Source organism: Lamprobacter modestohalophilus, from assembly GCF_016583905.1.
GTDB classification, from domain to species: Bacteria; Pseudomonadota; Gammaproteobacteria; order Chromatiales; family Chromatiaceae; genus Lamprobacter; species Lamprobacter modestohalophilus.
The window spans coordinates 1-22,398 of the sequence record NZ_NRRY01000027.1 but is presented as its reverse complement, the minus strand read 5'-3'; the positions used below and the strand labels follow the sequence as shown (position 1 = coordinate 22,398).

The following is a 22,398-nucleotide window of genomic DNA, read 5'->3' as shown; positions in this document are numbered from 1 at the left end:
TGAAGAAATGCTAAGTGGTTGATACGCCATCGGGTCAGCCGGCGACGGTCATCGCCCGTCGCGAGCCCGAAGCATGAAGCGACGGGCATGATGCGATAGGAGTGATGCGCTGGGCATGACGCGACGGGCATGATGCGACGGGCATGATGCGATGAGCGTCAGCGCGTCGGCTTGACGGCGGTCGCGAGGACGTAGTCCAAGCCGGCGTACAGCGTTTCCGGGTCGCGGCGCAGCGCGAGCTTGGCGGCAAAGCGCGCGACCGGATGCAGCCGTTGCAGGGTGTCGCGGTGCCCACGCAGCCAGTGGTGAAGCGGCGCATAGACCCGATCTCTGATCGACTCGACGTCAATCTGCTGGTAACCCCGGAGCTTCAACTTGGCGTGATAGGTCGGGATCGGATAGGCGTTGTCCCAAGGGATCGAGAACTTTCCTGCGACCAAAGCCCAGGACGTCTTGCGCTTGAAGCGTTGCCAGGCGCTGCCTTGCGCGGGCCGCGGCAGGATATCGGCGATGGCGATGCGCCCGCCGGGTCTCAGCACACGGAAGGCCTCACGCAGGAACTGCTCGCGGGAGCGAAAGTGGAAGGCGCATTCCAACGCAATCACCTTGTCGACTGACTCATCGGGCAGGTCCATCGCGGTCGCTGAGCCTTGGCGGAGATCGATCTTCTCGCTTAACCCGCGCTCGGCGACGCGTTGACGCGCGATCTCGACCTGTGACTGGGTCAGATTGAGGCCAATGATCTGTGCCGGCTGATAGCGTTCGGCCCAGCGCATGTCCTGGTCGGCGAAACCATAGCCGACATCGAGGAGTTGGTCGCCGGGCGAGAGCTGCACCGCGTCAGCGAGCAGATCCGCGAGTGCCTCGCTGGCGGCGTCAAGATTCGTCGCATCTCGCCAGAAGCCCAGATTGAGGTAGAGCGCACGCTCGGTCGCCGCGCGTGTCGACAGCAGGTCGTAGATGGCAGGCACATCGAGCCGCTGGTAGGGGTTGAATAGCCAGTTGATGTAGCGGAAGGTTTCCCGGGCTCGAGGGCGAGCAGCAGGAGAATTGGCTTGTTGGGCTTGATCGAGGTGCGGCATGAGCGGCCTTTGTCGCTAGGGTTTGTTGTCAGGGACGTCGACAGGCGTCGATGATTGGGGCACTGGCTGAGAAGTGGCAGTGGTGAGTCGCCGGACTGCCCGCCGCGGGTGCCGAACGGGCTCGTTGCGTGGTCACCGATCGGAAACCAGCTGGAAGCCAGCGTCAAGCCAATCGGAAACCAGTCGGCAGCCAATCGGCGGCCAAGAGACCGCCGAGGATTGCGTTGCCCCCTTGCGTTGCTGGTCGCGTTTCGTGGTAAATGAGCTGGCACTTTTGATGAACGAAGGAGAGACTTCTGATGGCAAAAACACGCTACTCGTTCGTGCAGCGGTTGCTGCACTGGTTGATCGCCCTGTTGATCTTCGGGCTGCTGGCGATGGGCTTCACCTTCTGGTTCCTTGGCTACGAAGGCGTCAACGGTCTGTTCGGAGACGAGCTGACCAACACCTTCTACATGGCCCACAAGAGCTTTGGGATTCTGCTGTTTTTTCTGGTGGTGCTGCGCTTGCTGCTGTTTCGATTCTCGCCGGTGCCTGAGTATCCGACCCCGCTCACTGGCGTTGAGCGCGTGGTGAGTACAACGACCCATGTGCTGATGTATCTGCTGTTGATCGGCATCCCGGTCGGCGGCTGGCTTGCGACAGCGATCAGCGGTTTTCCGATTCAGTTCTTCGGCTGGTCGCAGCCGGGCCTCGATCCGGCCAATAAGGAGCTTGGTGAACAGCTGTTCCTGATGCACGGCATCGGCGGCGCGGTGCTGCTTGCCGTCTTACTGCTGCATATCGGTGCTGGTCTCAAGCATTGGAAGTTGAAAGACGGGATCATGAAGCGCATCAGTCTGCCCTGAGCCTGGCTCAGGCTGTCATCGAGCTCGGCTCGGAGTCGCCGCGAGCCATCATAGGCTCGCGGCGGAGATTGGAGAGCTGATCTCGACGCGTTTGCGGTGTTTCCTAAGATAAGGCTTGCTAGGCTTGACTTGAATCTTACGTGATTCATTTGTCCGGAGTGGCACCACGCCATGAGCCTTAGGCTTGCGAACATGGCGCTAGGCCTATACAAGATTGGACGCTGTCGCCTGAAGCGGTAACAATCAGGCACCCGGCCGCGGTTTTGTACCCGCCACAACAGTATCGAGGTTGACGACGGCGCCATGGAGATCGATTGGTCTGATTACGATTGCGACGGCTTCTACGATGAACTTCTCGCAGAACGCGGCGAGCCGCGCCCCGAGGTTGAGGCGTTAGCCGCTGATATCCAGGCACTCGGCGGTGATGAGCTGATGGCGCGCCAATTGGCCGCCGAGGTCTCGATCAAGGAGATGGGCATCACCTTCACGGTATATTCAGAGGAGGGCGGGGCGATCGATCGCGCCTGGCCCTTCGACGTGATCCCGCGGGTGATCCCGGAGCGGGAGTGGCGCCAAGTCGAGCTTGGACTGAAGCAGCGCGTTCAGGCGCTGAACCTGTTCATCGACGACCTCTATCACGATCAGCGCATCGTCAAGGACAAGGTGTTTCCGAAGGAGGTGTTGGCGAAGTCAGTCAACTTCCGGCCGCAATGCGTCGGTATCGACCCGCCTTTCGGCATCTGGGCGCATATCTGTGGCTCTGACCTGGTGCGCGATGCCGATGGCACGCTCTATGTGCTGGAGGACAATCTGCGGGTCCCTTCGGGCGTCTCTTACATGCTCGAGAATCGGCTGGTGACCAAGCGCGTCTTCCCCGAGCTGTTCGAGCACTATGCCCCATTGCCGGTGGATGATTATCCATCGCAATTGTTCGACACCCTCGCCTCGCTCTCGCCGCGTCCGGCTGAGTATCCGGAGGTCGTGGTGCTGACGCCCGGCATCTACAACTCAGCCTACTTCGAGCATGCCTATCTGGCGCAGCAGATGGGCGCGGAACTGGTCGAGGGGCGTGATCTGTTCGTCGATGATGACGATTGCTGCTACATGCGCACCGTCGATGGGCCAGCGCGGGTGGATGTGATCTATCGGCGCGTCGATGATCTGTTTCTCGACCCCGAGGCCTTTCGCGACGATTCAGCGCTCGGCGTTGCCGGGCTGATGCGGGCCTGGAAGGCGGGCAATGTGGCCATGGCCAATGCGCCCGGCGCTGGCGTTGCCGACGATAAGGTCGTCTACGCCTTCGTCCCCGAGATCATCAAATATTATCTAGACCAAGAGCCGATCGTGCCGAATGTGCCGACCTATCGGTGCATGGAGCCTGATGCGCTGCAGTACGTGCTCGAGCACATGGCGGAGCTGGTGGTGAAGCCGGCCAACGAATCGGGCGGTTACGGCATGTTGGTCGGGCCGGCCTCGACCCAGACCGAACGCGACCGAATGGCGGCTGCGATCAAGAAAGACCCGCGCAATTACATCGCCCAACCGACGCTCAAGCTCTCCACGGTGCCAACCGTGATCAAGGATCGCCTCGAACCGCGCCATGTCGACTTGCGACCCTTTATCCTGTCCTCCGATCGCCAACAGGTGACCATGGGCGGGCTGACCCGCGTCGCCTTGCGCAAGGGCTCATTGGTGGTCAATTCATCTCAGGGCGGCGGCAGCAAGGATACCTGGATCTTGCCGCAGGACGTTGCCACCGAGACCTACGAGCAGGCCCAGGGTGAGGCCAGTCAGCGCCAATCACAAACGGCTTCTGGCTGAGCCGGAAAACACGCCCTGAAAACACGCTTGTTCGTCCCTGATTCCAGAGTATCCCTCGTTAGCGAGATCAAGATTCGCCATGCTCTCCCGCGTCGCTGAGAACCTCTACTGGCTCGCTCGCTATATCGAGCGCGCCGAGAACACCGCCCGCATCGTCAACGTCAACGCCAATCTGTTGCTAGATCTGCCCAAGGGCATCGCGCCCGGCTGGAAGCCACTGGTCGATATCACCGGCGCGCACGAACTCTTCGAGGAGCATTACAAAGACTACGGCGAGCGCCAGGTGATGCGTTTCCTGCTTGGCGATGAGCGCCACCCGGGCTCGATCCTCTCCGCGCTCGAGGCGGCGCGCGAGAATTGTCGCACCATCCGTGATTTCGTCCCGCGCGAGGCCTGGGAGCAGATCAACGGCCTGACCCTCTATGCGCGCGAGGGTTTGCAAAAGGGGCTGACCAAGAACGGCCGCCATCCCTATCTGCGCGGGCTGATCACCAGCAGTCAGCTGATCAACGGACTGCTTGATGGCACCATGCTGCACGATCAGGGTTTCGAGTTCTTGAGCCTGGGGCGCTACATCGAGCGCGCCGATATGACCACACGGATCGCTGATGTGCACTCGGCTGCGCTGCTGCCGGATGCTGACGAGGTGCGCCCCTACGACAACATTCAGTGGGTGAGCGTGCTGAAATCGCTCACCGCCTATCAGATGTATCGGCGCAGCACCCAGATTCGGGTTCAACGTGGTCCAGTGCTGGGATTCATCTTCAAGAGCGCTCGGTTTCCGCGCTCGCTACGCTGGTGTATCGACCACAGCCGCATCTGTCTCGAGCGTCTGCCGCGCAACGAGGCCTGCCTACGCGTCAACGGGCGCTTGTCGCGCGCGCTGGATGCGGCCGAGCCCGAGCGTTTCAGCCAAAAGGATCTGCATGAGTTCGTCGATGAGCTTCAGCTTGGTATCGGCGACCTCCACCAAGAGATCGCGCAGACCTGGTTTCCGCCCCTGGTCTCAACCGGTGCTGCCTAAAAACAGCAAGGGCTGGTGCGCGGGGAGGTCGCTTCGCGATTGCCGTGGCGTTGCCACTGTGGCAGCCTATCCGGTCGACCTAACACCACTGGAGGCAAGAGCTCATGCGCGTCATCCTGCTTGGCGGACCGGGTGCTGGAAAAGGCACTCAGGCGGGCTATATCAAGAAACAGTTCAACATCCCGCAGATCTCGACCGGCGACATGCTGCGCTCCCACGTCAATACGGGCACTGAGCTTGGGCTGGCGGCGAAGAAGATCATGGATGAGGGCGGGTTGGTCTCTGACGAGATCATCATGGGGATGGTCAAGGAGCGGATCACCGAGCCCGACTGTGAGAATGGCTTCCTGTTCGACGGTTTCCCGCGGACCTTGGCCCAGGCAGATGCCTTGAAAGAGGTTGGGGTGCCGATCGACGCAGTCGTCGAGATCGACGTGCCCGATGAAGAGATCATCAAGCGCATGGCTGGGCGCCGCGTGCATCCGGCCTCCGGGCGGACCTACCACATCGAGTACAACCCGCCGAAGGAGGAGGGCAAGGACGACGAGACCGGCGAGCCGCTGGTGCAGCGCGACGACGACAAGGAAGAGACGGTGCGTGCGCGGCTGAAGGTCTATCACGATCAGACCGAGCCGTTGATCTCCTACTACTCGGCCTGGGCCGATAAGGGCGGCGAGGGTGCTCCACGCTACCTGCGTGTTGAAGGTGTCGGCGGCGTCGAGGCGATTCGGGACAAGATCATCGCCGGACTGGAGGCGAACGCGAGCTAGGGCGGGGTAAGGGTCGGGCCGGCATACTGCCGACCCACCCTTGGCCAGGCGGAACCGCGACGGCGCTGCTGCGCTTGCTCAGCTGTTTAACTGCTCAGCTTAACTGCCCAGCCGCTCAGCCGCTGATGATTAGGGCTTCAGACGCGCTTCGAGCGGTTTCAGGCGGACTTGCGGAAGTGCATGATGCCCCAGCTCAGGTAGCCATTGCGGCCGCCCTCGACCCAATGGCCGAGTCCCGTGAGCATGCGCTCGATGTAGTCTTCCGAGACCTTGCCCTTGAGGCTATCGCGCTGCTCGCGCAGGGTATCGGCCACCCGCGCATAGTGGGTGATGAGATTCTCAGTGAGATCGAGGACCTCGATCTCTTCCCAACCCAAGCGTCTCGCCTGCTCACGATAGAACGCGAATGAGCCGAGGCTCGACAGGTGGATACGGTCGAAGATCGGCTGCAGCACGCCGGCGGGGCAATCGTCGGCCTGCATCGGGTCGGTGAAGATCAGCTCGCCGCCGGGCTTCAAGATCCGATCGACCTCGGTCATGACCTGATCGCGATGGCCTGAGTGGAGGATGGCATCCTGCGACCAGGCGATGTCGAATCTCGCATCGGGTGCCGGAATCTCCTCGAAGCTCGCATCGACGACCTCGATGAGGTGGTCGAGGCCCGCGGCCTGATTCATCTGCCGGTTACGCTGGTTCTCTGCCTCGCTGAGATTCAGCGCCAACACCTGACAGCCGAAGCGTTTAGAGAGATGGCGCGCAGCACCGCCATAGCCGGAGCCGAGGTCGATAACGCGCGCGTCTGGCTGCGACAGCGGTGCGGCAATGCGGTCGGCGATGCGCTCGACCGTCCTGGCCGAGGCCGTTGCGATGGGCTCGTCGGCGCTCTCATAGAGTCCGATGTGGATGTCTTCGCCGCCCCAGACGTGGAAATAAAAGTTGTCCGCGTCCTCGCTGTTGTAATAACCGCGAGCGGTCTCGACAGCCTCTGAATACTGTTGACTCATCCGTTGCCTCCCAGGTAAGCCTTCTCGGCGCAATGGATAAAGAAATCGGGCTCAGTTTCGCGGTAGGTCTCTTGGAAGTCGCCGTAGGTATCGACGCGCTGGAAGCCAACCTCGCGCATCAGCCGTTGCACATAGGCCTTGCGCAGCGGAAACATATTCAGGTGGTATGCAGAGCCGTCGCTGAAGCTGTATTTGAATCGAGCGAGCGAGTCGTCAACATGCTCGGGCTCGGCGCGCACGTTGTCGCCGCAGTAATAGTAGTTGTGGGTCGGCTGGACCTGATGGTCGAGCAGGGCGTCATAGTTGCGCTGGTCCAAGATCAGCACGCCGTCGTGGCGCAGCGTGGCATAGAATTCGGCCAAGGCCTTACGACGGTCGAGCTCTTCATGCAGATGAGTAAAGGAGTTTCCGAGGCAGATGACGGCATCATAGAGGTCGTGGACGCTCTGGTTCAGCCAGCGCCAGTCGGCATGGACCGTGCGCAGGATGTGGCCGCGGCGGCGCGCGTTTTCGAACGCCTTGGCCAGCATGACAGGGCTGCCGTCTGCCGTGGTGACCTCGAATCCGGCCTCGAGCAGCTGGACCGAGTGAAAACCAGTGCCGGCGGCAACGTCGAGCACCTTCTTCGCGCCGCGCTCGCGTAATTGTTCGATAAAGAACTGGCCTTCGGCCTGCGCGCGTGCGTCCCAATCAATGAGTTCGTCCCACTTGTCAACGAAGCCCTCGATGTATTCTTCTTGATACTTTTCGCTGTCACGGACGGCAAGCGGATCAGAACCGTAATCTTGTCGAGTCGATGGTTGCTGCATGGTCTGGCTCCCTAGAGATGGGCTGCGGATGGGCTGCGCGAAGCACCGAGCCAAGACGCAGGGGCGTGTGGCAGCGCTGGGCGATACGGTGGCTCGCGAGCGGATGATCCGTTCTGTGCGGCATCGAGGATGTGCGGAAGAACGGCGAAGAGGGCAGTATAGTACATCGTACCCGAAGCTTTTGGAACGCTGTCGCTACGCTTTTCTGTGCTAGTGCGTTCCGGAAATCACCGTATTTTGCTGATTTTATTTTGGTTCTTCGAGGCAATCAGTCAGTGAAAGCCTCTAAGATTTATTTTGTGACCGAATGTTGGCGGATTGATGACGATGACGACGTTAGACAGTCGCTGTGACGACGTGTTGGTGGCCCTGCGGCGGGTCATTCGTGCGGTTGGCCTCCACTCGCGGCAGTTGGAGCGAAGCCATGGACTGACCGCGCCACAGGCTCTGGTGCTCAAGGCCATCATCGATTTGGGGGGTGCCTCTGTCGGCGCGGTCGCCAAGCGTGTCAGCCTGAGCCAAGCGACAGTGACCGATATTCTCAACCGGTTGGAGAGTCGGGAGCTTGTGGCGCGAGCGCGCAGCAGTGAGGATCGGCGACGGGTCATGGTCAGCGCGACCGATAAGGCGGTTGCGATCATGGCGCGCTCGCCGCCGTTGCTGCAGGAGGCCTTTGTGCAGCGCTTCCAAGCCCTGGAGGAGTGGGAGCAAAGTCTGCTGATCTCGTCGCTGCAGCGGATCACGACCCTGATGGGCGTAGAGCAGCTCGATGCCTCGCCCGTGCTCGCTGCTGAGCCGGTTGCCTCGGGCGATGACCCGATGCCGGCTGCGAGCGATGCTGAAGGGGGCGCGCCGATGCTTGACCAGCCAGGGATTTGAGACCAGTGATCGCTCGAACGCGCCTTGCGCGCCGACTTCGGCTAGTATGCCGCTCGCGGTCACCTGGATCGCGCTAACCTCTTGCACTCAGCGAGCCCGTGAAGACCGCTAGCATTGCCTACCGCGTTGCCGACTTCCTGCGTCGCCATCCACCGTTCCAGTATCTCGATGAGTCGGAGCTGCTCGAGCTTGTGGCGGGCGGCCGCGTCCTCTTCCACGAAGATGGTGAGCTGGTGTTCGAGCGCGGCCAGAAGCGCCGGCCCTACGTCTATGTGATCCAGCAGGGCGTGGTGCGCCTGGTCGACTACGACGAGAGTGGTGCCAAAGAGGTCTTACGCGACGTGCGCGGTGAGGGCGACCTGCTCGGCGTTGGTCGCTATCTCGGCATCGTCGAGCATACCTATACCGCGCGCACTGAGACTGAAGTCATCCTCTATGCGTTGCCGGCGGCGCCGCTCTGGGAGCAGATCAAGCGGCATCCGCGCGCCAGCCATTACCTGGCCGCCTACTTCACGGTCGCCATTGCGCCGCCGGGGCTCGAGGGCGATTCGATCCGCTCCGATGAGCTGCGTCTGGGTCGTCGACCCGTTGACTGGATGGCGAAACCTGTCGATGAGCCGCCTTCAGCGGTGACCTGCGGGCTCGAGACGCCCGTGCGTGACGTCGCTGCGCGCTTGGCGGATCAGCCGCCCGGCGCGGCGGCAGTGGTCATCGATGCCGAGGGCACGGCGCGGGGACTGATCTCGACACGTGTCCTCAGTGACCGGGTGGCGAGCGGTGAGCTGCCGCTCGACGCGCCCGCAGTGCAGTTGATGGCGCCGGTTTTGGATACGCTGCGCGTCGGCTTGCCGGCCGGCGCCTATCTGACGCGGATGCTCGAGCTTCAGGTCGAGCATCTCGTGCTGACCAATGATGGCTCGCGGCTAGGCAAGGTGTGCTCGGTGCTGGCCAGGCGTGATCTGACGCGGATCGAGGCCGCGGCGCCACTCGCCATTGTTGAGGACATGGCGCGCGCGGGTGGCATCTACGAGCTGTCTCGCCTATTAGCTCAGGGGCAGACCTTTATCGCCGGCGGTCTGACCGACGCTGAGTCCCTGCGCTGGCTCGCCCCGATGGCGACCGCGCTCTATGCCGCGGTGCTGCGTCGCGTGGTGGTGCTGGTGGAGGGTGCCTTGCTCGCCGAAGGCCATGCGATACCCGATCTCAAACACTGTTGGGTGTTCTTTGGCTCGGCCGGCCGCGGCGAGCTGACGACCCTCTACGACCTGGATCACGGACTCATCTACGACGAGCCTGAGCCCGACCAGCGACGCGCAGCGCGCAGCTATTTCCTCGAGCTTGGACGCCGGGTCAGTTCGGCGTTGGCCGCCTGTGGCTTCGTCAGCACCGCCAAAGGCATCGTCTCCGGCCATCCAAGTGCCTGCCGTTCGATCAATGAGTGGGAGATTGGCTTCAGCCACTGGATTCACGATCCGATCGAGAGCTGTGTCTACCGGGCGACCTCGTTCTTTGATCTGCGTCCGGTGCATGGCGACTGCACCCTCGTGAACCGTCTGCAGCAGCACATTCATCGCGAAAAGGACCACAGCATGGGTTTTGTGCCCCTGCTAGTGGCTGATTCCATGGCTAACCTGCCACCCCTGACCTTCTTCCGCGGCTTGGTGATCGATGACAATGGCCGCTACACGGAAACCCTGGATCTCCAGCGCGCGACCTTGCAGCCCGTGGTTGATCTCGCGCGTGCCCTGGCGCTGGATGCCGGGATCGATCATCCGGTGGGGACGCTTGAACGCTTGCAAGCGTTGACGCCAGACGATCAGGATGCGGTCCTGTTGGTCAACGAGACCATCGCTGCCTTCCGCAATGCGCTGTTTTATCGCACCCGCGCGGGCCTCTCTAGGCATTGTGATGGCAATCTGGTCGAGCCTTCGACCTTGACTCGACTCGAGCAGAATCTGCTCAAATCCGGCTTTCGGACCGTGCTGCAGCTGATGGAGTACATGGGCAAGCGTTACGGCGCCACGCGCCGCCGATGACCGGGTCTTCGATGAGCGATCAGCCACAGATGAGTGATCAAACAGCACTCGACCGCGTGCTCGCCGACTACCGAACGGCCTTCGAGCCGACCTGGAGCGACACTGACAGTCTTGAGCAAGTGCGCTTCTGCGTGCTCGATTGTGAGACCACTGGGCTTGATCCGAAGCGGCATCGGATTGTCAGTATCGGCGCGATCGCGATCACCGAGGGGGAGATCGATCTGAGCGATCGCCTCGAGGTGCTGCTGCGGGTGCGCTTCAACACCGCGGCAACCTTAGTGCACGGCATCACGCGCAGCGAGACAGAGCACGCGCTGGATGAACCGGATGCACTCTCCGCGCTGTTGGGCTATCTCGGCGACGGGGTCATCGTTGGTCATCACATCAGCCATGATCTCGCCATGATCGATGCCGCACTGGCGCGCCATACCGATGATCGGCTGCAGAATCGGCACCTGGATACGGGCCAACTGATGTTGGCCTTGCTGGACGACGGGGCCTTTGGCGCTGAGCCGGGTCTCGATGATCTCTCGCTCGATGGACTCTGCCGATTCTTCGGGATCGTACCGCACGACCGCCATACGGCGCCCGGTGATGCATTTCTCACCGCGCTGGTCTTGCTTCGACTGCTCCGCGTTGCCGCACGCTCTGGCCGCAACACCCTTGCGGCGCTGCTGCGTCAACCGGCACCGCAGGCCGATCCTAAGGGTTGAGCGTCTGCTGGTGTAGGTAGTCGACCGAGGCCACCATGTATTCGACCGCGGCCTCGATTTGGCGATTGGTCAGGCGCTCATTGCCGCCTCGCGGTGGCATCTTGTACTTGCCATCATCGCCCTTGATACCGTGGATTGGGCTCTTGAATAGGGCATCCACGCCCTTGGCGATGCGCGGCTCCCAGTTCGGATAGTCGGTCACGGCGGGGGCGCCAGCAGCGCCCATCAGGTGGCAGGCGCGGCAGGTCCCCATCCAGACTGAGCGCCCCTCGGCGAGCACGGGATCGGCAAATTTCGGCATCTCGAAGCCGGCGGCCGGCTCTGATGTGCCAGGTCCGCAGCCTTGTATCGCGCCAACAGCGGCGAGGACGAGGCAGAGGAGGGACAGGCGCGGTCGGTGGGCGATGGTCATGTTTCTTCGGCGGCTCGTGGAGGTTGTGTTGCGACTGAGTCAGGCTCGGTCAGCTTCTGGCCAGGCTGATTAGAATGCCACAACCGGTCTGTTCTAGGCCTGTTCGTGAAGCAACGCTCGGGAAGTGTCATTGGCCTTTTAGGCTTTCAACCCGGCCGCCGGACAACACCGACCCAGAAGGCTCAGGAACCATGTGGGTGGCTCCGGGGAGGGCGAATGGCGATATCAGCGACACCCTGGGTCGTCATGCCCAGAAATCTGCCGCTGGCATGCCCTTGTCGACCGACTGGTTTGGGGCAATATGATTGGCATGAGGACGCGAGCCCTAACCACACAGATCATCGTCATGTTCTGCCTGCTGACGTTGCATTTACAGGCGTTTGCTGCTTCTGCGCTCCCGTGCCTCCATGCAGCGGGTGGGGTTTCGCAGTCGAGTCATGGTTCTGCGATGCTCGGCGCTGGCCATTGCCCGCATCAGTTCGCCGCGACTGCGCCTCTAACGATTGCAGCTGCTTCTGATGATGGACTCCCAACCGTTGCGGATGCAGACGGCCAGGATTCGCCGGTGCCGACCTTGGCGGAGTGCCAGAAGTGCGCGCTCGAGCTGTGCGTCTTTGGTGCGATGGGGGTGTTCCCGCAAGCTCCATCGGTGGCTGTCGCTGATCTACCCAGCCCGACTCCGAGTCCAGAGCGCCACTTCTATCGCTACTCGGATGATCTCTGGTCGAAGCCGCCCATTCCGGTTCTAAGCTGATCGCCGTGGTGACGGGGCTTTAGGCGCCGTTATCCCTTCAGTCTTTGTCTGTCCCGCGATCGAGTGCGGACAGCAGCTTGCACGACCGGAGATCATCAATGTCGAGATTCCCCCCTTACCGCCGATTCCGTGGCGGTCCCCTGTCTGTCTTTTTGCTGATCGGCGCCTTGTCGATGGGCCTGTTTGGTTGCGGCGCCGAGCTTGGCGCTGAGACCGAGACCCCGAGTGAGTCGGTCGCCGAAGCCGCCGCTGATTCTCCGATGGAGCACGCGGCGAAGCACCTCGATCCGAAATACGTCTGCCCGATGCATCCGCAGATCATCCGCGATGAGGAGGGCACCTGCCCGATCTGCGGCATGGATCTGGTCAAGAAGCTGATGGACCCGATGACCGGCAAGTACCCGGAGGTGGCCTTGACGCCAGCGGTGGTGCAGACGCTGGGTGTTCGCACCGCAGCGGTCGAGCGTGGCACGCTCTGGAAGTACATCGAGACGCTGGGTCGCATTGCCTACGACGAGACGCGGCTGGCGCATGTGCATCCGCGTGCTGCGGGTTGGATCGAGTCGCTGAGCCTGCGTGCGGAGGGTGAGCCGGTGCGGGCGGGGCAGGAGCTTGCTGAGCTCTATGCACCGGCGATCTTGAACGCGCAGGTGGATTTCTTGCTGGCGCAGGATCGCAATGCCGCTGATCGGCGTCGGGTGAGTGAGGACAAGGCGCGGAATATCTTGCGGCTGTTGGATGTGCCGGATGATGTGATCACGGCGATCCAGCGTGATGGCGAGGCGCGCAATCGGGTGCCGATCCGGGCGCCGATCGATGGCATCGTTACCAAGATGATGGCTCGCGATGGGATGTATGTGACCGAGTCGAGCGAGATGTTCACCATCGCGGATCTGAGCCAGGTCTGGGTGATGGTGGATATCTATGAGTCTCAGATCGATTGGCTGAGCGAGGGGCTGTCTGCCGAGATGCGGGTGCCGGCGCGGCCGGGGCGCACTTGGGAGGGCAAGGTCGACTATCTCTATCCGGAGCTGGACCCGGTGTCGCGGACCTTGCGGGTGCGGCTGGTGTTCGATAACCCGGATTTGGCGCTGAAGCCGAATATGTTTGCCAATGTGGTGATCTATGGCGGGCCGAAGCGTGAGGTGCTGAAGATTCCGGCCGAGGCACTGATTGTGACTGGGGAGCGGGAGGCGGTGGTGAGGGTGCTCGGAGATGGGCGGTTTCAGCCGGTGGATGTGGTTACTGGGATGCAGCGTGGCGATGAGGTTGAGATCCTATCCGGGCTTGATGAGGGCGATGAGATCGTTGTCTCTGGGCAGTTCTTGATCGATTCGGAGTCGAATCTGCAGGCTAGCTTTCAGCGGATGTCGGGTGTCGGTGGCTCTGGGGCGAGTGACGATGACGACGCTGGCGATACTGGTGGCGGGATGACCGCGGGAGGATCGCATGCGCACCATTGATGCTGTTGAGGCGGTGGCTGTTTCTGGACGCCGTTGTTTCCGTTTTGCGCTGGCGTTGCCGTCAATGCAGGGGGCGCAGGGCCTTGAACGTGGTGGTCTGGGCGACCGGGTAGCGCCCGGCGGGGGACGCCGTGAATCCGTCCTTGGAGGCTTGAGCGCAGCATCCTTGCTGCGCACACCCCCGCCGGGCGCTACCCGGCCGCCCTTTGTGGGCGTTGGTGCTGGCTCGGCGCTGGGTGACGTTGTGCTCGATGGTGGCACTGGCATTCGGCTTGATCGGCCATTTCAGGCCCTGGAGGCTGTGCTGTGAAGTCCGTCATCCTTTGGTCGATTCGCAATCGTTTTCTGGTGCTGCTGGTAGCGGTGATGCTGACCGGTTGGGGCATCCTGGCGGTGAAACAGACGCCGCTAGATGCAATTCCGGACCTCTCCGATGTGCAGGTGATCATTAAGACCAGCTTCCCGGGGCAGGCGCCGCGGGTGGTTGAGGAGCAGGTGACCTATCCGATCACGACGACGATGCTGTCGGTGCCGGGTGCGAAGGTGGTGCGCGGCTTCAGCTTCTTTGGTGATTCGTTCGTCTATGTGATCTTCGAGGACGGCACGGATCTGTATTGGGCTCGGGCGCGGGTGCTGGAGTATCTGAATCAGGCGGCGGCGGCCTTGCCGGAGGGGGTGGAGCCGCGGCTCGGGCCGGATGCGACTGGGGTTGGCTGGGTCTATAGCTATGCGTTGGTGGATCGAACTGGTCAGCATGATCTGGCGGAACTGACCAGCCTGCAGAACTGGTTCCTCAAGTTTGAATTGCAGTCGGTGCCTGGGGTCTCGGAGGTGGCGACGGTCGGCGGCATGGTGCGCCAGTATCAGATCGTCGTTGATCCGGAGAAGTTGCGGGCCTATGGCATCCCGCTGCAACGGGTGATGGCAGCGGTGCAGGGCGCGAATCGGGAGGTCGGTGGCTCGGTGCTGGAGCTGGCCGAGGCCGAGTATATGGTGCGCACGCGCGGCTATCTGACCTCGCTCGAGGATATCGAGCTGATCGCGGTGCAGACCACGCCGGAGGGTACGCCGGTGCTACTGCGTGATATCGCGCGGGTACAGATTGGCCCTGAGATGCGTCGGGTGGTGGCGGATCTGGATGGCGAGGGAGAGATCACCGGCGGCATCATCGTGATGCGCTCTGGAGAGAACGCGTTGGCGACGATCGAGGCGGTTAAGGCGCGGTTGGATGAGCTGCGAGCGGGGCTGCCCAAGGGGGTCGAGATCGTCGAGACCTATGATCGCTCGGAGCTCATTCTGGGGGCGGTCGACAATCTGCAGACCAAGCTGATCGAGGAACTGATCGTCGTCGCGTTGGTCTGCATGGCCTTCCTGCTGCATCTACGTTCATCGTTGGTGGTGATCATCAGTCTGCCGCTTGGCATCCTGGTGGCCTTCATCATCATGCAGCTGCAGGGTATCAACGCCAACATCATGTCGCTCGGTGGCATCGCGATCGCGATCGGGGCGATGGTGGATGCGGCGATCGTGATGATCGAAAACGCGCACAAGCATCTGGAGCGCTACGAGGCCGAGCATGGCGAACGTCCGCGCGGTGAGCAACATTGGCAGGTGATCGGCGAGGCGTCGGGCGAGGTCGGTCCGGCGCTGTTCTTCTCGCTGCTGATCATCACGCTGAGCTTTCTGCCGGTGTTTACGCTGCAGGCGCAGGAGGGGCGCTTGTTTGCGCCGCTGGCCTTTACCAAGACCTATGCGATGGCGGCGGCGGCCGGGTTGGCGGTGACCCTAGTGCCGGTGCTGATGGGCTATCTGGTGCGCGGGCGTATCCCGAACGAGATGCGCAATCCACTCAACCGGGTGCTCATTTGGCTGTACCGGCCGCTGCTGCGGGCGGTGCTGCGCTGGCCTTACATGACCCTGCTGGCGGCCTTGCTGGTGCTGGTCAGCACCCTGATCCCGCTGTCGCGGCTGGGCTCTGAGTTCATGCCCGATCTCTACGAAGGCGATCTGATGTACATGCCGACGACGCTGCCGGGGCTGTCGATCGGCAAGGCACAGGAGCTGTTGCAGCAGACCGATCGGCTGATCGCGACCCTGCCCGAGGTCGAGCGGGTATTCGGCAAGATCGGCCGTGCCGACACCGCAACCGACCCGGCGCCGCTGACCATGATCGAGACCCTGATCCAGCTCAAGCCCGAATCCGAGTGGCGCGAGGGGATGACCGTCGACAAGCTGATCGAGGAGCTGGATGCGACCGTCGATCTGCCGGGCCTGACCAATGCCTGGGTGATGCCGATCAAGACCCGCATCGACATGCTGGCAACCGGCATCAAGACGCCGGTTGGGGTCAAGATCGCCGGGCCGGATCTAGCCGAGATCGAGCGCATTGGGCAGGCGGTGGAGCGCGCGGTGCTGCAGGTCGAGGGCACCAGTTCTGCATTCTCGGAGCGGGTCGCCGGTGGTCGTTATGTCGAGATCCGGCCGGATCGGTTGGCTGCAGCGCGGGTCGGGCTCAACGTCAGCGACATCAATCGGGTCGTCGCGGCGGCGATTGGCGGCGTGAACCTGACCCAGACCGTCGAGGGTCTCGAGCGCTATCCGGTCAATCTGCGCTTCCCGCGCGAGCAGCGTGACAGCGTGCAGAAGTTGCGCGAACTGCCGATCGTGACCCCAACCGGCGCCCAGATTCCGCTGGCGCAGGTCGCCGAGGTGGTGATCGCCGACGGCGCGCCGATGCTCAAGAGCGAGAACGGGCGGCTGAACGGCTGGACCTTCGTCGATATCCGTGGGCGTGATCTCGGCAGTTGGATCGAGGAGGCCAAGCAGGTGGTGAGCGAGGAGGTCGAGCTGCCGCCCGGCTATTCGCTGGCCTGGTCGGGTCAGTACGAGTACATGGAGCGCGCGCGGGAGCGGCTGAATCAGGTAGTGCCGGTGACCTTGGCGATCATCTTCTTGCTGCTCTATCTCGCCTTCCGCAGTGGCGGAGAGGCGCTGTTGGTGATGCTGTCCCTGCCGTTCTCATTGGTCGGTGGCTTCTGGTTGATCTATCTGCTCGGCTATAACCTCTCGGTGGCGGTTGCGGTCGGTTTCATCGCGCTGGCGGGGGTTGCCGCCGAGTTCGGCGTGGTGATGCTGGTGTATCTCGACAATGCGCTGAAGCAATGGCGTAAGGAAGGCCGGCTGACGAGCATTGATGAACTCAAGGGCGCGATCGAGGAGGGCGCGGTGCTGCGTATCAGGCCCAAGGCGATGACGGTGGCGACCATCTTTGCGGGCCTGCTGCCGATCATGCTGATTGGGGGTATCGGCTCCGAGGTGATGCGCCGCATTGCCGCGCCGATGGTCGGCGGCATGATCACAGCGCCACTGCTGAGCCTGTTCGTGATCCCGGCGATCTATCTGTTGTGGCGGCAGCGGGGGCTGCGGCGAGGAGAGTAGCGAGTGTGGTCTCCGAATAATGTCAATCAGATGGAGCCATGTCGGGTAGACGACACAAGAAAAAGATATCTCGCGCAGAGACGCAAAGTCGCAGAGAAGAAGAAAAAAGAGAAAAAGAGAAGGACAAGAGAAGCGCACTGGGAACATCGAGCAAGCTCTTTCTTCCTTTGCGCCTCTGCGTCTCTGCGCGAGCCTCTTCTTGCTACGTCACAACCTCACGCGACATCATGTCGAGGCCGTACCCGCCCGAGTTCGACTTCGAGTTTGATCAGCGCATTGCGGAGTAGCCGCCGTCTCTGTCCCGCAGGAAACGGTACAGCCCCGCTCGTCTCCCGGCGGCGCGTTGCGGCGCAGGTGCTCACCCCAGCACCCCGAAACGCGCGCGCCCACACCGCGCGCGACGTCCGTCAGCCCCGCAGTCGGGCGTTGACGGCGCATCCCACCCCCGCTACCTTTCTTCATCGGGCCAACCTGGACGCTCAGGGTGACTTGGATTTCATATCCTTTTCTCCCCGAAGCACCCAGCCGGCGTCAGTCGATCCGTTCGACATCGAAGCCCACCAGCTGCCGCTGCTGTTCGCTGAAGGCGATGCCAATCAGAAAAACCGGCTGCCCGAGCGCGCGGTATTTGTCGGCATAGCCCTTGTCTTTGATCTGTTGCAAGGCGCTGCCTGCAGGCGAGCGTTCGGCAATCTTGAACTCGAATAGCCAAATCTGGTGGTTGAACTTGAGCGTCAGGTCGATGCGCCCGTGGTGGGTGATGTCTTCGGCGATCAGCTCCAGGCCAAGCGCGGCCAGATGGCTGTAGAAGACGCTGGCCCAGTAGCCTTCGTAGTGAGCAATCGGCGTGTTGTCGTGCCAATGATGCGGGATGGCGGCGAACAGGCTGTGCAGGTGCTCACGCAGCGGTTCGGGGTCGCCAGCCTGGAGGATGTGGTAGAGCTGCCCGGACAGTCGGCTGGCCTGGCTGGCGTTGCCCATCAATGCCTTGGCCAGCACGTCATTCAGGGCGCTTTGGACTTCCAGGTTTGGGTAGGTCAGGCGGTAGCGCGCGCGGGCGCCGATACGTTGCACTTCGGCGAAGGTGAGATAACCGGTCTGCCATAACAGGGCTTCGGTGGCGATATGATCGGCATCGAAGCTCGACAGCAGCTCGTCGTCGGCGATGGTCTGGGATAGATCGGGGGTGAAAATTCCGCGTTGCATCAGCAGGTCAATCAGCCCGGTGGGTGAGCCGGTCTCGAACCAGAACGAACGCAGCTCGCGTTTCTGGAACAGCAGCAGCAGGTCGAAGGGGTTGTAGACTGCATCGCCCAGCCAGTTGTAGCCGTTATACCACTGGCGAATCTCGGTGCGATCCAAATCGTGCAGCTCAGGCGCAAAGACGGTGTCCAGATCGGTCTCGGTATAGCCGCACAGCGCCGAATAAGGTGCATCAACGGTGATGTCGTTTAAATTATTCAGCCCGGAGAACAGACTCACTCGGCTGAACTTGCTCACTCCGGTGATGAGGACAAAACGCACATCGGCCTCGCGGTCCTTGATCACGGAGTAGAGATTGCGCAGCCCGTCGCGCAGCTCGCGCGCCAGCTCAGGGCAGGTCAGATTGTCGAGGATGGGCTTGTCGTATTCGTCCACCAGCACCACTGCGCGCTGGCCGCTCTTTTGGCGGGCAAGGCCAATCAGTTCCGCGAGACAGGCTTCTGGCTCTGGCTCGGTGCATTCGACATCCAGCTCGGCCATGTTCAGACGCAACTGCTCGCCTATCTTGGTATCGAGCCGCGCGCGAGAGCGCACCACCCCGCCACCGAAGCTCAGGCGGATAACCGGGTAACGCACCGACCAATCCCAGTCGGGATGAATCGCCAGGCCCCGAAACAGCGGCTCATTGCCGGCGAACAGCTCGCCGATGGTGTCGATCAGCAGAGATTTGCCGAAGCGGCGCGGACGGGAGAGGAAGTAAAAGCTGCCCGCGTCGATCAACCGGGCGATGAAGCCGGTCTTATCGACATAGTAGTAGTCCTCCTCGCGCATCTTGGCGAAGGTCTGTATGCCAATGGGCAGTTTGCGGCGGGGCATGATCGCGGCCATGGGGATGCTGGTGATGGGCTGCGATCATCGAACAACAGCGCGATAAAGTCGACCCTGTTCCCGAGGGAGCAAGCAGGGCTCGGCGATCCGTCGGTCTGACAAGAGGCCCCGCCCGCAGGCGCGAAAGATGCTGGGTTGGGGGCTAGAAGGCAGCAAGAGTAAGGCTTGCAAAGGCGCCGACAGGGCGAGTTAAGACCCGACCGGACGCGGCTTGATCTTGGGGTCGATGACCATCTTGCGTTTGTTGGGGTTCCAGGATAACGCGCGGTAGCATCCTTGCGCTGCGGCCCGGCTTGAGGGCTTCTGTTGGCCGCAGTAACGGCCTCCAAGTGCCAGCCACAGCCTTTGTTGCTCGACTTTCGCGCCGAACGTCCCACCGGACCAAGCGTTGATATATCCGCTTGGCGTCGAAACGAAGACATCGACTTGAGAGCCACCCGAGCCAGAGAACGCTGAGGCGGCACCGTCGCAGTTGAGGGCCGACTGATCGATCGCATAATCTGGTTGGTCATCCCCGTTGAGATCCGCGCTTAGGATGGCCTGTTTCGGATTGACAAGTTTACCACCGACCCCGCGACACGAGGATTTCAATTCCGAGATTTGCGCCTTAACAGGCGCAGGAAGCTCAGCTGCGATGGCTGGTGAGGCGCTCAACGGCAGCAGAACAATGAGCGCAAGACCAGTAAATCGAGTCATAGGAGAGCCTCCTTAGATTGTGTTATCAATCTGCAGGAACAGGGCACCGTGATGCAGCCAAAGAATTCGCTCTCGGCGCCATAAGCCATGAACCGCCCCGGCTGCGGCAGGGTATCACCGGGGCGGTCATGTCGGCTCAAGCGGCGGATGCTAGCGGAGATTGGGTGCCTCGACGGAGCTTCGGGGAGCGCTGTCCTGTTAACAAGCGCCCTCCCACCAGAGCGAGCAGTCCTGCTCCCAGCAGGAAGATTGAGGCTGGCACGGGGACACTCGTGGGTGGGGGCGCGCTGGCTGGAAGGGATCGGACAAAGACATAAGGGTTGTTCGTCGCCACGGTCCCTTCAGGCTGAGACCAGGCTCTCGCTGTTCCGGCAAACGTGGAAATCTCCAAATCACCCGCTGAGAAAGAGAATATTCCACCACCATGAGAGTTCGACAAATGACTCAAAGAGCCTTGTCTCACAAAGCCAGTGACTTGGATTTGCACACTAAACTCGACATTCTGATTAATGATTTCGTTGTTTGTTAAGTCCGTGATAGAGATAGGCAAGAAAATTGATTGAGTTTCGAAAATATAAGAATCGTCATCCGTACCATCCGGAACGACAAATGTTAATGGAGGCTCACTCGTTGTTCCGCTCACATCATGAAGGTAGTTTTGAATCCCGCTGCCGTCTAGCTCAACATCAAAATACAGCTCAAAAGGGTTAATGGTGACCGACTCGAAAAACGTCACCGTGCTGGTTGATTCGAGGTGAAAGTCGATCGGCGTGGCTTGCGCCACCCCCCCCCGACAATGAGCGCCATGGCGGCGGCGGTGGATGTTGCCAAACGACGTACTGCCTTCGAGTTCATAGGGAATCTCCTTTGCACATATCGATGAATGTTGGAACTGAACGCGAACTTCAGAGAAAAAGAGGAAACCTTGGTTCCTGTCAGCCGACAGCTTCCCTGGTCGCACGGTGGCTCAAGCAAAAACCGAGCCACTTTTATTTATGTCTTAAAAATAGCACTTATAGAAATAGTGCCATCGCACGGCAGGTTGAAAGTGTAAAAATTTTTCGACTGTTTTCTTGGCGTAAATTCGCTTCCGTGATTTACTGCGGGCTAATGTCTACGATTTTAGTCAATTTTTTGGTTATTTGATTCAATGAGTTAGGGTGCTTTTAGTCGATCTTCGTGGTGTCCAGGCACCTTGGTTTGATGTGTAAAAAATCCTGACACCTGAAGGCCGGTAAAATGGGGCAAAATGCAGAAAAATTCGCACTGAATGTGTTATGTGACGATATGGTTACGCTCGCAAGATAAACTAAATGTCTAAAAATCGGCAAGTTACTGATTTATCTAACCGCTTTTTGGTTTCTTCTCGCGGTGTTTTGCTACTGTAAAATTTTTCGACACCTTCGGGGCTCCCATCAGGCCGGAAGTAGTTTTTGATTGCTTCAGCCCGGCGCTGTTCTTCTCGCTGCTGATCATCACACTGAGCTTTCTGCCGGTATTTACGCTGCAGGCGCAGGAGGTGTCACTGACCGCCCTAATGGAGCCACCCATGATCGGGTTAATGGAGCCACTCAGAGGTGGCTCACAGGGGTCTCGAACGGGGGCTATTGTTCGGCAGTTTTAGCCGAATTTGCAAGGGGTGAATGTGGGGGTTCTGGGAGTGGTTTCGGGGAGCGATAACTGGCCCCATCAAGGACCACGCGGTAGGCGTTGTGGCGCAGCCGATCCAGCGTCGCGGCCCCCAGCAAACGATTCGGGAACGCATCGCCCCACTCGCTGAAGTCCAGGTTGCTGGTGACGATGGTTGCGCGCTGCTCATAGCGCTCGCTGATCAAGTCATGGACATCCTCATCCTGCGGCGAGCGCAGCGGTTTCAGTCCAAAATCGTCGATGATCAGCAACGCCACCCGAGCCAGCGCCTGGAAGCGGCGCTGAAAGGTCCCGGTCGCGCGCGCCTCGTTCAGTGCGCCAAGCAGCTGGGTTTGGGTCATGAAGCGCACATCCTGTCCCTGGCACGCCGCGATCTGGCCCAAGGCCTGGGCCAGATGACTCTTGCCCGTGCCACTGGGGCCGGCGATCAGCACCGAGGCCGGCTCCGTGAGGAATTGCCCCGTAGCCAACTCCTGGATCAAGGCCCGGTTGATGCCAGGATTGAAGGCAAAGTCAAACTGCTCTAGGGTCTTGTGCGAACGGAAGTTGGCCCGGCGCAGGCGTTGGCTCAAGCGCTTCTGCTCGCGGCGGGCGATCTCATCCTGGATCAACAAGGCGAGGAAGTCGGTATAGGCCAAGTGCTCCTCGATGGCTTGGCGGTTGCGCGCCGGCAGGGCCTCAAGGAGGCCAGAGAGGCGCAGTTGTTTGAGCATGGGAGCGAGCTCAGGCATCGGATTCATCGGGGTTGTCCTGTTCATCATCAGTGCGACAGCAGCTCACTGGCATCGCGCAAGAAACGCGCGCCACCGGTGTAGCTCTCCGCCAGGGTGTCAAAGGCCGCAGCCGCATCGGATTGTTGATCCAGCCCCTTCTCGAGGATGGTCTTGACACTGCGATAACGCGGATTG

19 protein-coding genes are annotated in these 22,398 nt (G+C 61.2%); 11 read left to right on the top strand and 8 right to left on the bottom strand.

Features of this window, described 5'->3' with window-relative positions:
• Positions 1-158 precede the first annotated feature (158 nt).
• On the bottom strand, positions 159-1,082 hold the full coding sequence (locus tag CKO42_RS15625) for an SAM-dependent methyltransferase (protein ID WP_200246052.1): 924 nt from the start codon (positions 1,080-1,082) through the stop codon (positions 159-161).
• A gap of 299 nt (positions 1,083-1,381) precedes the next feature.
• Between CKO42_RS15625 and CKO42_RS15620 the strand changes: the two genes are divergently transcribed.
• The 4 genes from CKO42_RS15620 to adk all read left to right on the top strand — a co-directional run bounded on the left by CKO42_RS15620 (position 1,382) and on the right by adk (position 5,545).
• Complete coding sequence (locus CKO42_RS15620) at positions 1,382-1,930, top strand: cytochrome b (protein ID WP_200246050.1); 549 nt, start codon at positions 1,382-1,384, stop codon at positions 1,928-1,930.
• A 303-nt stretch (positions 1,931-2,233) separates the two neighbouring features.
• Positions 2,234-3,751 carry a circularly permuted type 2 ATP-grasp protein gene (locus CKO42_RS15615; RefSeq protein ID WP_200246048.1) on the top strand — a complete coding sequence of 506 codons (1,518 nt, stop codon included), beginning with the start codon at positions 2,234-2,236 and terminating at the stop codon, positions 3,749-3,751.
• 79 nt (positions 3,752-3,830) lie between these two features.
• Complete coding sequence (locus tag CKO42_RS15610; protein WP_200246047.1) at positions 3,831-4,775, top strand: alpha-E domain-containing protein; 945 nt, start codon at positions 3,831-3,833, stop codon at positions 4,773-4,775.
• Between the two features lie 104 nt (positions 4,776-4,879).
• Positions 4,880-5,545, top strand: coding sequence for an adenylate kinase (gene adk / locus CKO42_RS15605; protein ID WP_200246046.1), 666 nt, complete (start codon positions 4,880-4,882; stop codon positions 5,543-5,545).
• Between the two features lie 158 nt (positions 5,546-5,703).
• Here the strand turns inward: adk and CKO42_RS15600 are convergent, their stop codons facing one another.
• Both CKO42_RS15600 and CKO42_RS15595 read right to left on the bottom strand, forming a co-directional pair.
• Positions 5,704-6,549 (bottom strand): SAM-dependent methyltransferase, encoded by an 846-nt coding sequence (locus CKO42_RS15600; RefSeq protein ID WP_200246045.1) that lies wholly within the window; start codon positions 6,547-6,549, stop codon positions 5,704-5,706.
• Positions 6,546-7,358, bottom strand: a complete 813-nt coding sequence (locus CKO42_RS15595) for a glycine/sarcosine N-methyltransferase (protein ID WP_200246044.1) — start codon at positions 7,356-7,358, stop codon at positions 6,546-6,548. Before CKO42_RS15595 ends, CKO42_RS15600 begins: the two co-directional genes overlap by 4 nt.
• A gap of 327 nt (positions 7,359-7,685) precedes the next feature.
• Here CKO42_RS15595 and CKO42_RS15590 point away from each other — a divergent pair, with 327 nt between their 5' ends.
• From CKO42_RS15590 to CKO42_RS15580, 3 genes are all read left to right on the top strand, one after another.
• The gene (locus CKO42_RS15590) at positions 7,686-8,237 is read left to right on the top strand and encodes a MarR family winged helix-turn-helix transcriptional regulator (protein WP_200246041.1); all 552 of its coding nucleotides are present in this window, start codon (positions 7,686-7,688) and stop codon (positions 8,235-8,237) included.
• 98 nt (positions 8,238-8,335) lie between these two features.
• A complete protein-coding gene (locus CKO42_RS15585; protein ID WP_200246039.1) occupies positions 8,336-10,273 on the top strand; it encodes a DUF294 nucleotidyltransferase-like domain-containing protein in 1,938 nt (645 codons plus the stop codon).
• 29 nt (positions 10,274-10,302) lie between these two features.
• Positions 10,303-10,986: a 3'-5' exonuclease gene (locus CKO42_RS15580; protein ID WP_200246038.1), complete on the top strand. Its 684-nt coding sequence runs from the start codon at positions 10,303-10,305 to the stop codon at positions 10,984-10,986.
• Here the strand turns inward: CKO42_RS15580 and CKO42_RS27975 are convergent.
• Entirely contained in the window at positions 10,976-11,398 is a 423-nt protein-coding gene (locus CKO42_RS27975; RefSeq protein WP_200246036.1) for a c-type cytochrome, read from the bottom strand. The two genes, CKO42_RS15580 and CKO42_RS27975, sit on opposite strands and share 11 nt — an antisense overlap.
• 565 nt (positions 11,399-11,963) lie before the next feature.
• Between CKO42_RS27975 and CKO42_RS15570 the strand changes: the two genes are divergently transcribed.
• From CKO42_RS15570 to CKO42_RS15555, 4 genes are all read left to right on the top strand, one after another.
• A complete protein-coding gene (locus tag CKO42_RS15570; RefSeq protein ID WP_200246034.1) occupies positions 11,964-12,152 on the top strand; it encodes a hypothetical protein in 189 nt (62 codons plus the stop codon).
• Between the two features lie 98 nt (positions 12,153-12,250).
• Positions 12,251-13,615 (top strand): efflux RND transporter periplasmic adaptor subunit, encoded by a 1,365-nt coding sequence (locus CKO42_RS15565; protein ID WP_242479427.1) that lies wholly within the window; start codon positions 12,251-12,253, stop codon positions 13,613-13,615.
• Positions 13,602-13,925: a hypothetical protein gene (locus CKO42_RS15560; protein ID WP_200246031.1), complete on the top strand. Its 324-nt coding sequence runs from the start codon at positions 13,602-13,604 to the stop codon at positions 13,923-13,925. The genes CKO42_RS15565 and CKO42_RS15560 overlap by 14 nt, the downstream gene beginning before the upstream one ends.
• Complete coding sequence (locus CKO42_RS15555) at positions 13,922-17,053, top strand: CusA/CzcA family heavy metal efflux RND transporter (protein WP_200246029.1); 3,132 nt, start codon at positions 13,922-13,924, stop codon at positions 17,051-17,053. Before CKO42_RS15560 ends, CKO42_RS15555 begins: the two co-directional genes overlap by 4 nt.
• A 531-nt stretch (positions 17,054-17,584) precedes the next feature.
• Here CKO42_RS15555 and CKO42_RS15550 read toward each other — a convergent pair.
• The 4 genes from CKO42_RS15550 to istB form a co-directional block, all read right to left on the bottom strand.
• A complete protein-coding gene (locus CKO42_RS15550) occupies positions 17,585-19,132 on the bottom strand; it encodes an ATP-binding protein (RefSeq protein ID WP_200246117.1) in 1,548 nt (515 codons plus the stop codon).
• Positions 19,133-19,333: 201 nt separating this feature from the next.
• Positions 19,334-19,840, bottom strand: a complete 507-nt coding sequence (locus tag CKO42_RS15545; RefSeq protein WP_200246027.1) for a hypothetical protein — start codon at positions 19,838-19,840, stop codon at positions 19,334-19,336.
• Positions 19,841-19,976: 136 nt separating this feature from the next.
• Positions 19,977-20,801 (bottom strand): hypothetical protein, encoded by an 825-nt coding sequence (locus CKO42_RS15540; protein WP_200246025.1) that lies wholly within the window; start codon positions 20,799-20,801, stop codon positions 19,977-19,979.
• A gap of 643 nt (positions 20,802-21,444) precedes the next feature.
• Complete coding sequence (istB, locus tag CKO42_RS15535) at positions 21,445-22,221, bottom strand: IS21-like element helper ATPase IstB (protein WP_274608926.1); 777 nt, start codon at positions 22,219-22,221, stop codon at positions 21,445-21,447.
• Positions 22,222-22,398: the final 177 nt, after the last annotated feature.

Coding starts and splice junctions, on each gene's coding strand:
- CKO42_RS15625 (WP_200246052.1), bottom strand. CDS start 1,082: ATGCCGCACCTCGATCAAGCCCAACAAGCCAATTCTCCTGCTGCTCGC.
- CKO42_RS15620 (WP_200246050.1), top strand. CDS start 1,382: ATGGCAAAAACACGCTACTCGTTCGTGCAGCGGTTGCTGCACTGGTTG.
- CKO42_RS15615 (WP_200246048.1), top strand. CDS start 2,234: ATGGAGATCGATTGGTCTGATTACGATTGCGACGGCTTCTACGATGAA.
- CKO42_RS15610 (WP_200246047.1), top strand. CDS start 3,831: ATGCTCTCCCGCGTCGCTGAGAACCTCTACTGGCTCGCTCGCTATATC.
- adk (WP_200246046.1), top strand. CDS start 4,880: ATGCGCGTCATCCTGCTTGGCGGACCGGGTGCTGGAAAAGGCACTCAG.
- CKO42_RS15600 (WP_200246045.1), bottom strand. CDS start 6,549: ATGAGTCAACAGTATTCAGAGGCTGTCGAGACCGCTCGCGGTTATTAC.
- CKO42_RS15595 (WP_200246044.1), bottom strand. CDS start 7,358: ATGCAGCAACCATCGACTCGACAAGATTACGGTTCTGATCCGCTTGCC.
- CKO42_RS15590 (WP_200246041.1), top strand. CDS start 7,686: ATGACGACGTTAGACAGTCGCTGTGACGACGTGTTGGTGGCCCTGCGG.
- CKO42_RS15580 (WP_200246038.1), top strand. CDS start 10,303: ATGAGTGATCAAACAGCACTCGACCGCGTGCTCGCCGACTACCGAACG.
- CKO42_RS27975 (WP_200246036.1), bottom strand. CDS start 11,398: ATGACCATCGCCCACCGACCGCGCCTGTCCCTCCTCTGCCTCGTCCTC.
- CKO42_RS15565 (WP_242479427.1), top strand. CDS start 12,251: ATGTCGAGATTCCCCCCTTACCGCCGATTCCGTGGCGGTCCCCTGTCT.
- CKO42_RS15560 (WP_200246031.1), top strand. CDS start 13,602: ATGCGCACCATTGATGCTGTTGAGGCGGTGGCTGTTTCTGGACGCCGT.
- CKO42_RS15550 (WP_200246117.1), bottom strand. CDS start 19,132: ATGCCCCGCCGCAAACTGCCCATTGGCATACAGACCTTCGCCAAGATG.
- CKO42_RS15545 (WP_200246027.1), bottom strand. CDS start 19,840: ATGACTCGATTTACTGGTCTTGCGCTCATTGTTCTGCTGCCGTTGAGC.
- istB (WP_274608926.1), bottom strand. CDS start 22,221: ATGCCTGAGCTCGCTCCCATGCTCAAACAACTGCGCCTCTCTGGCCTC.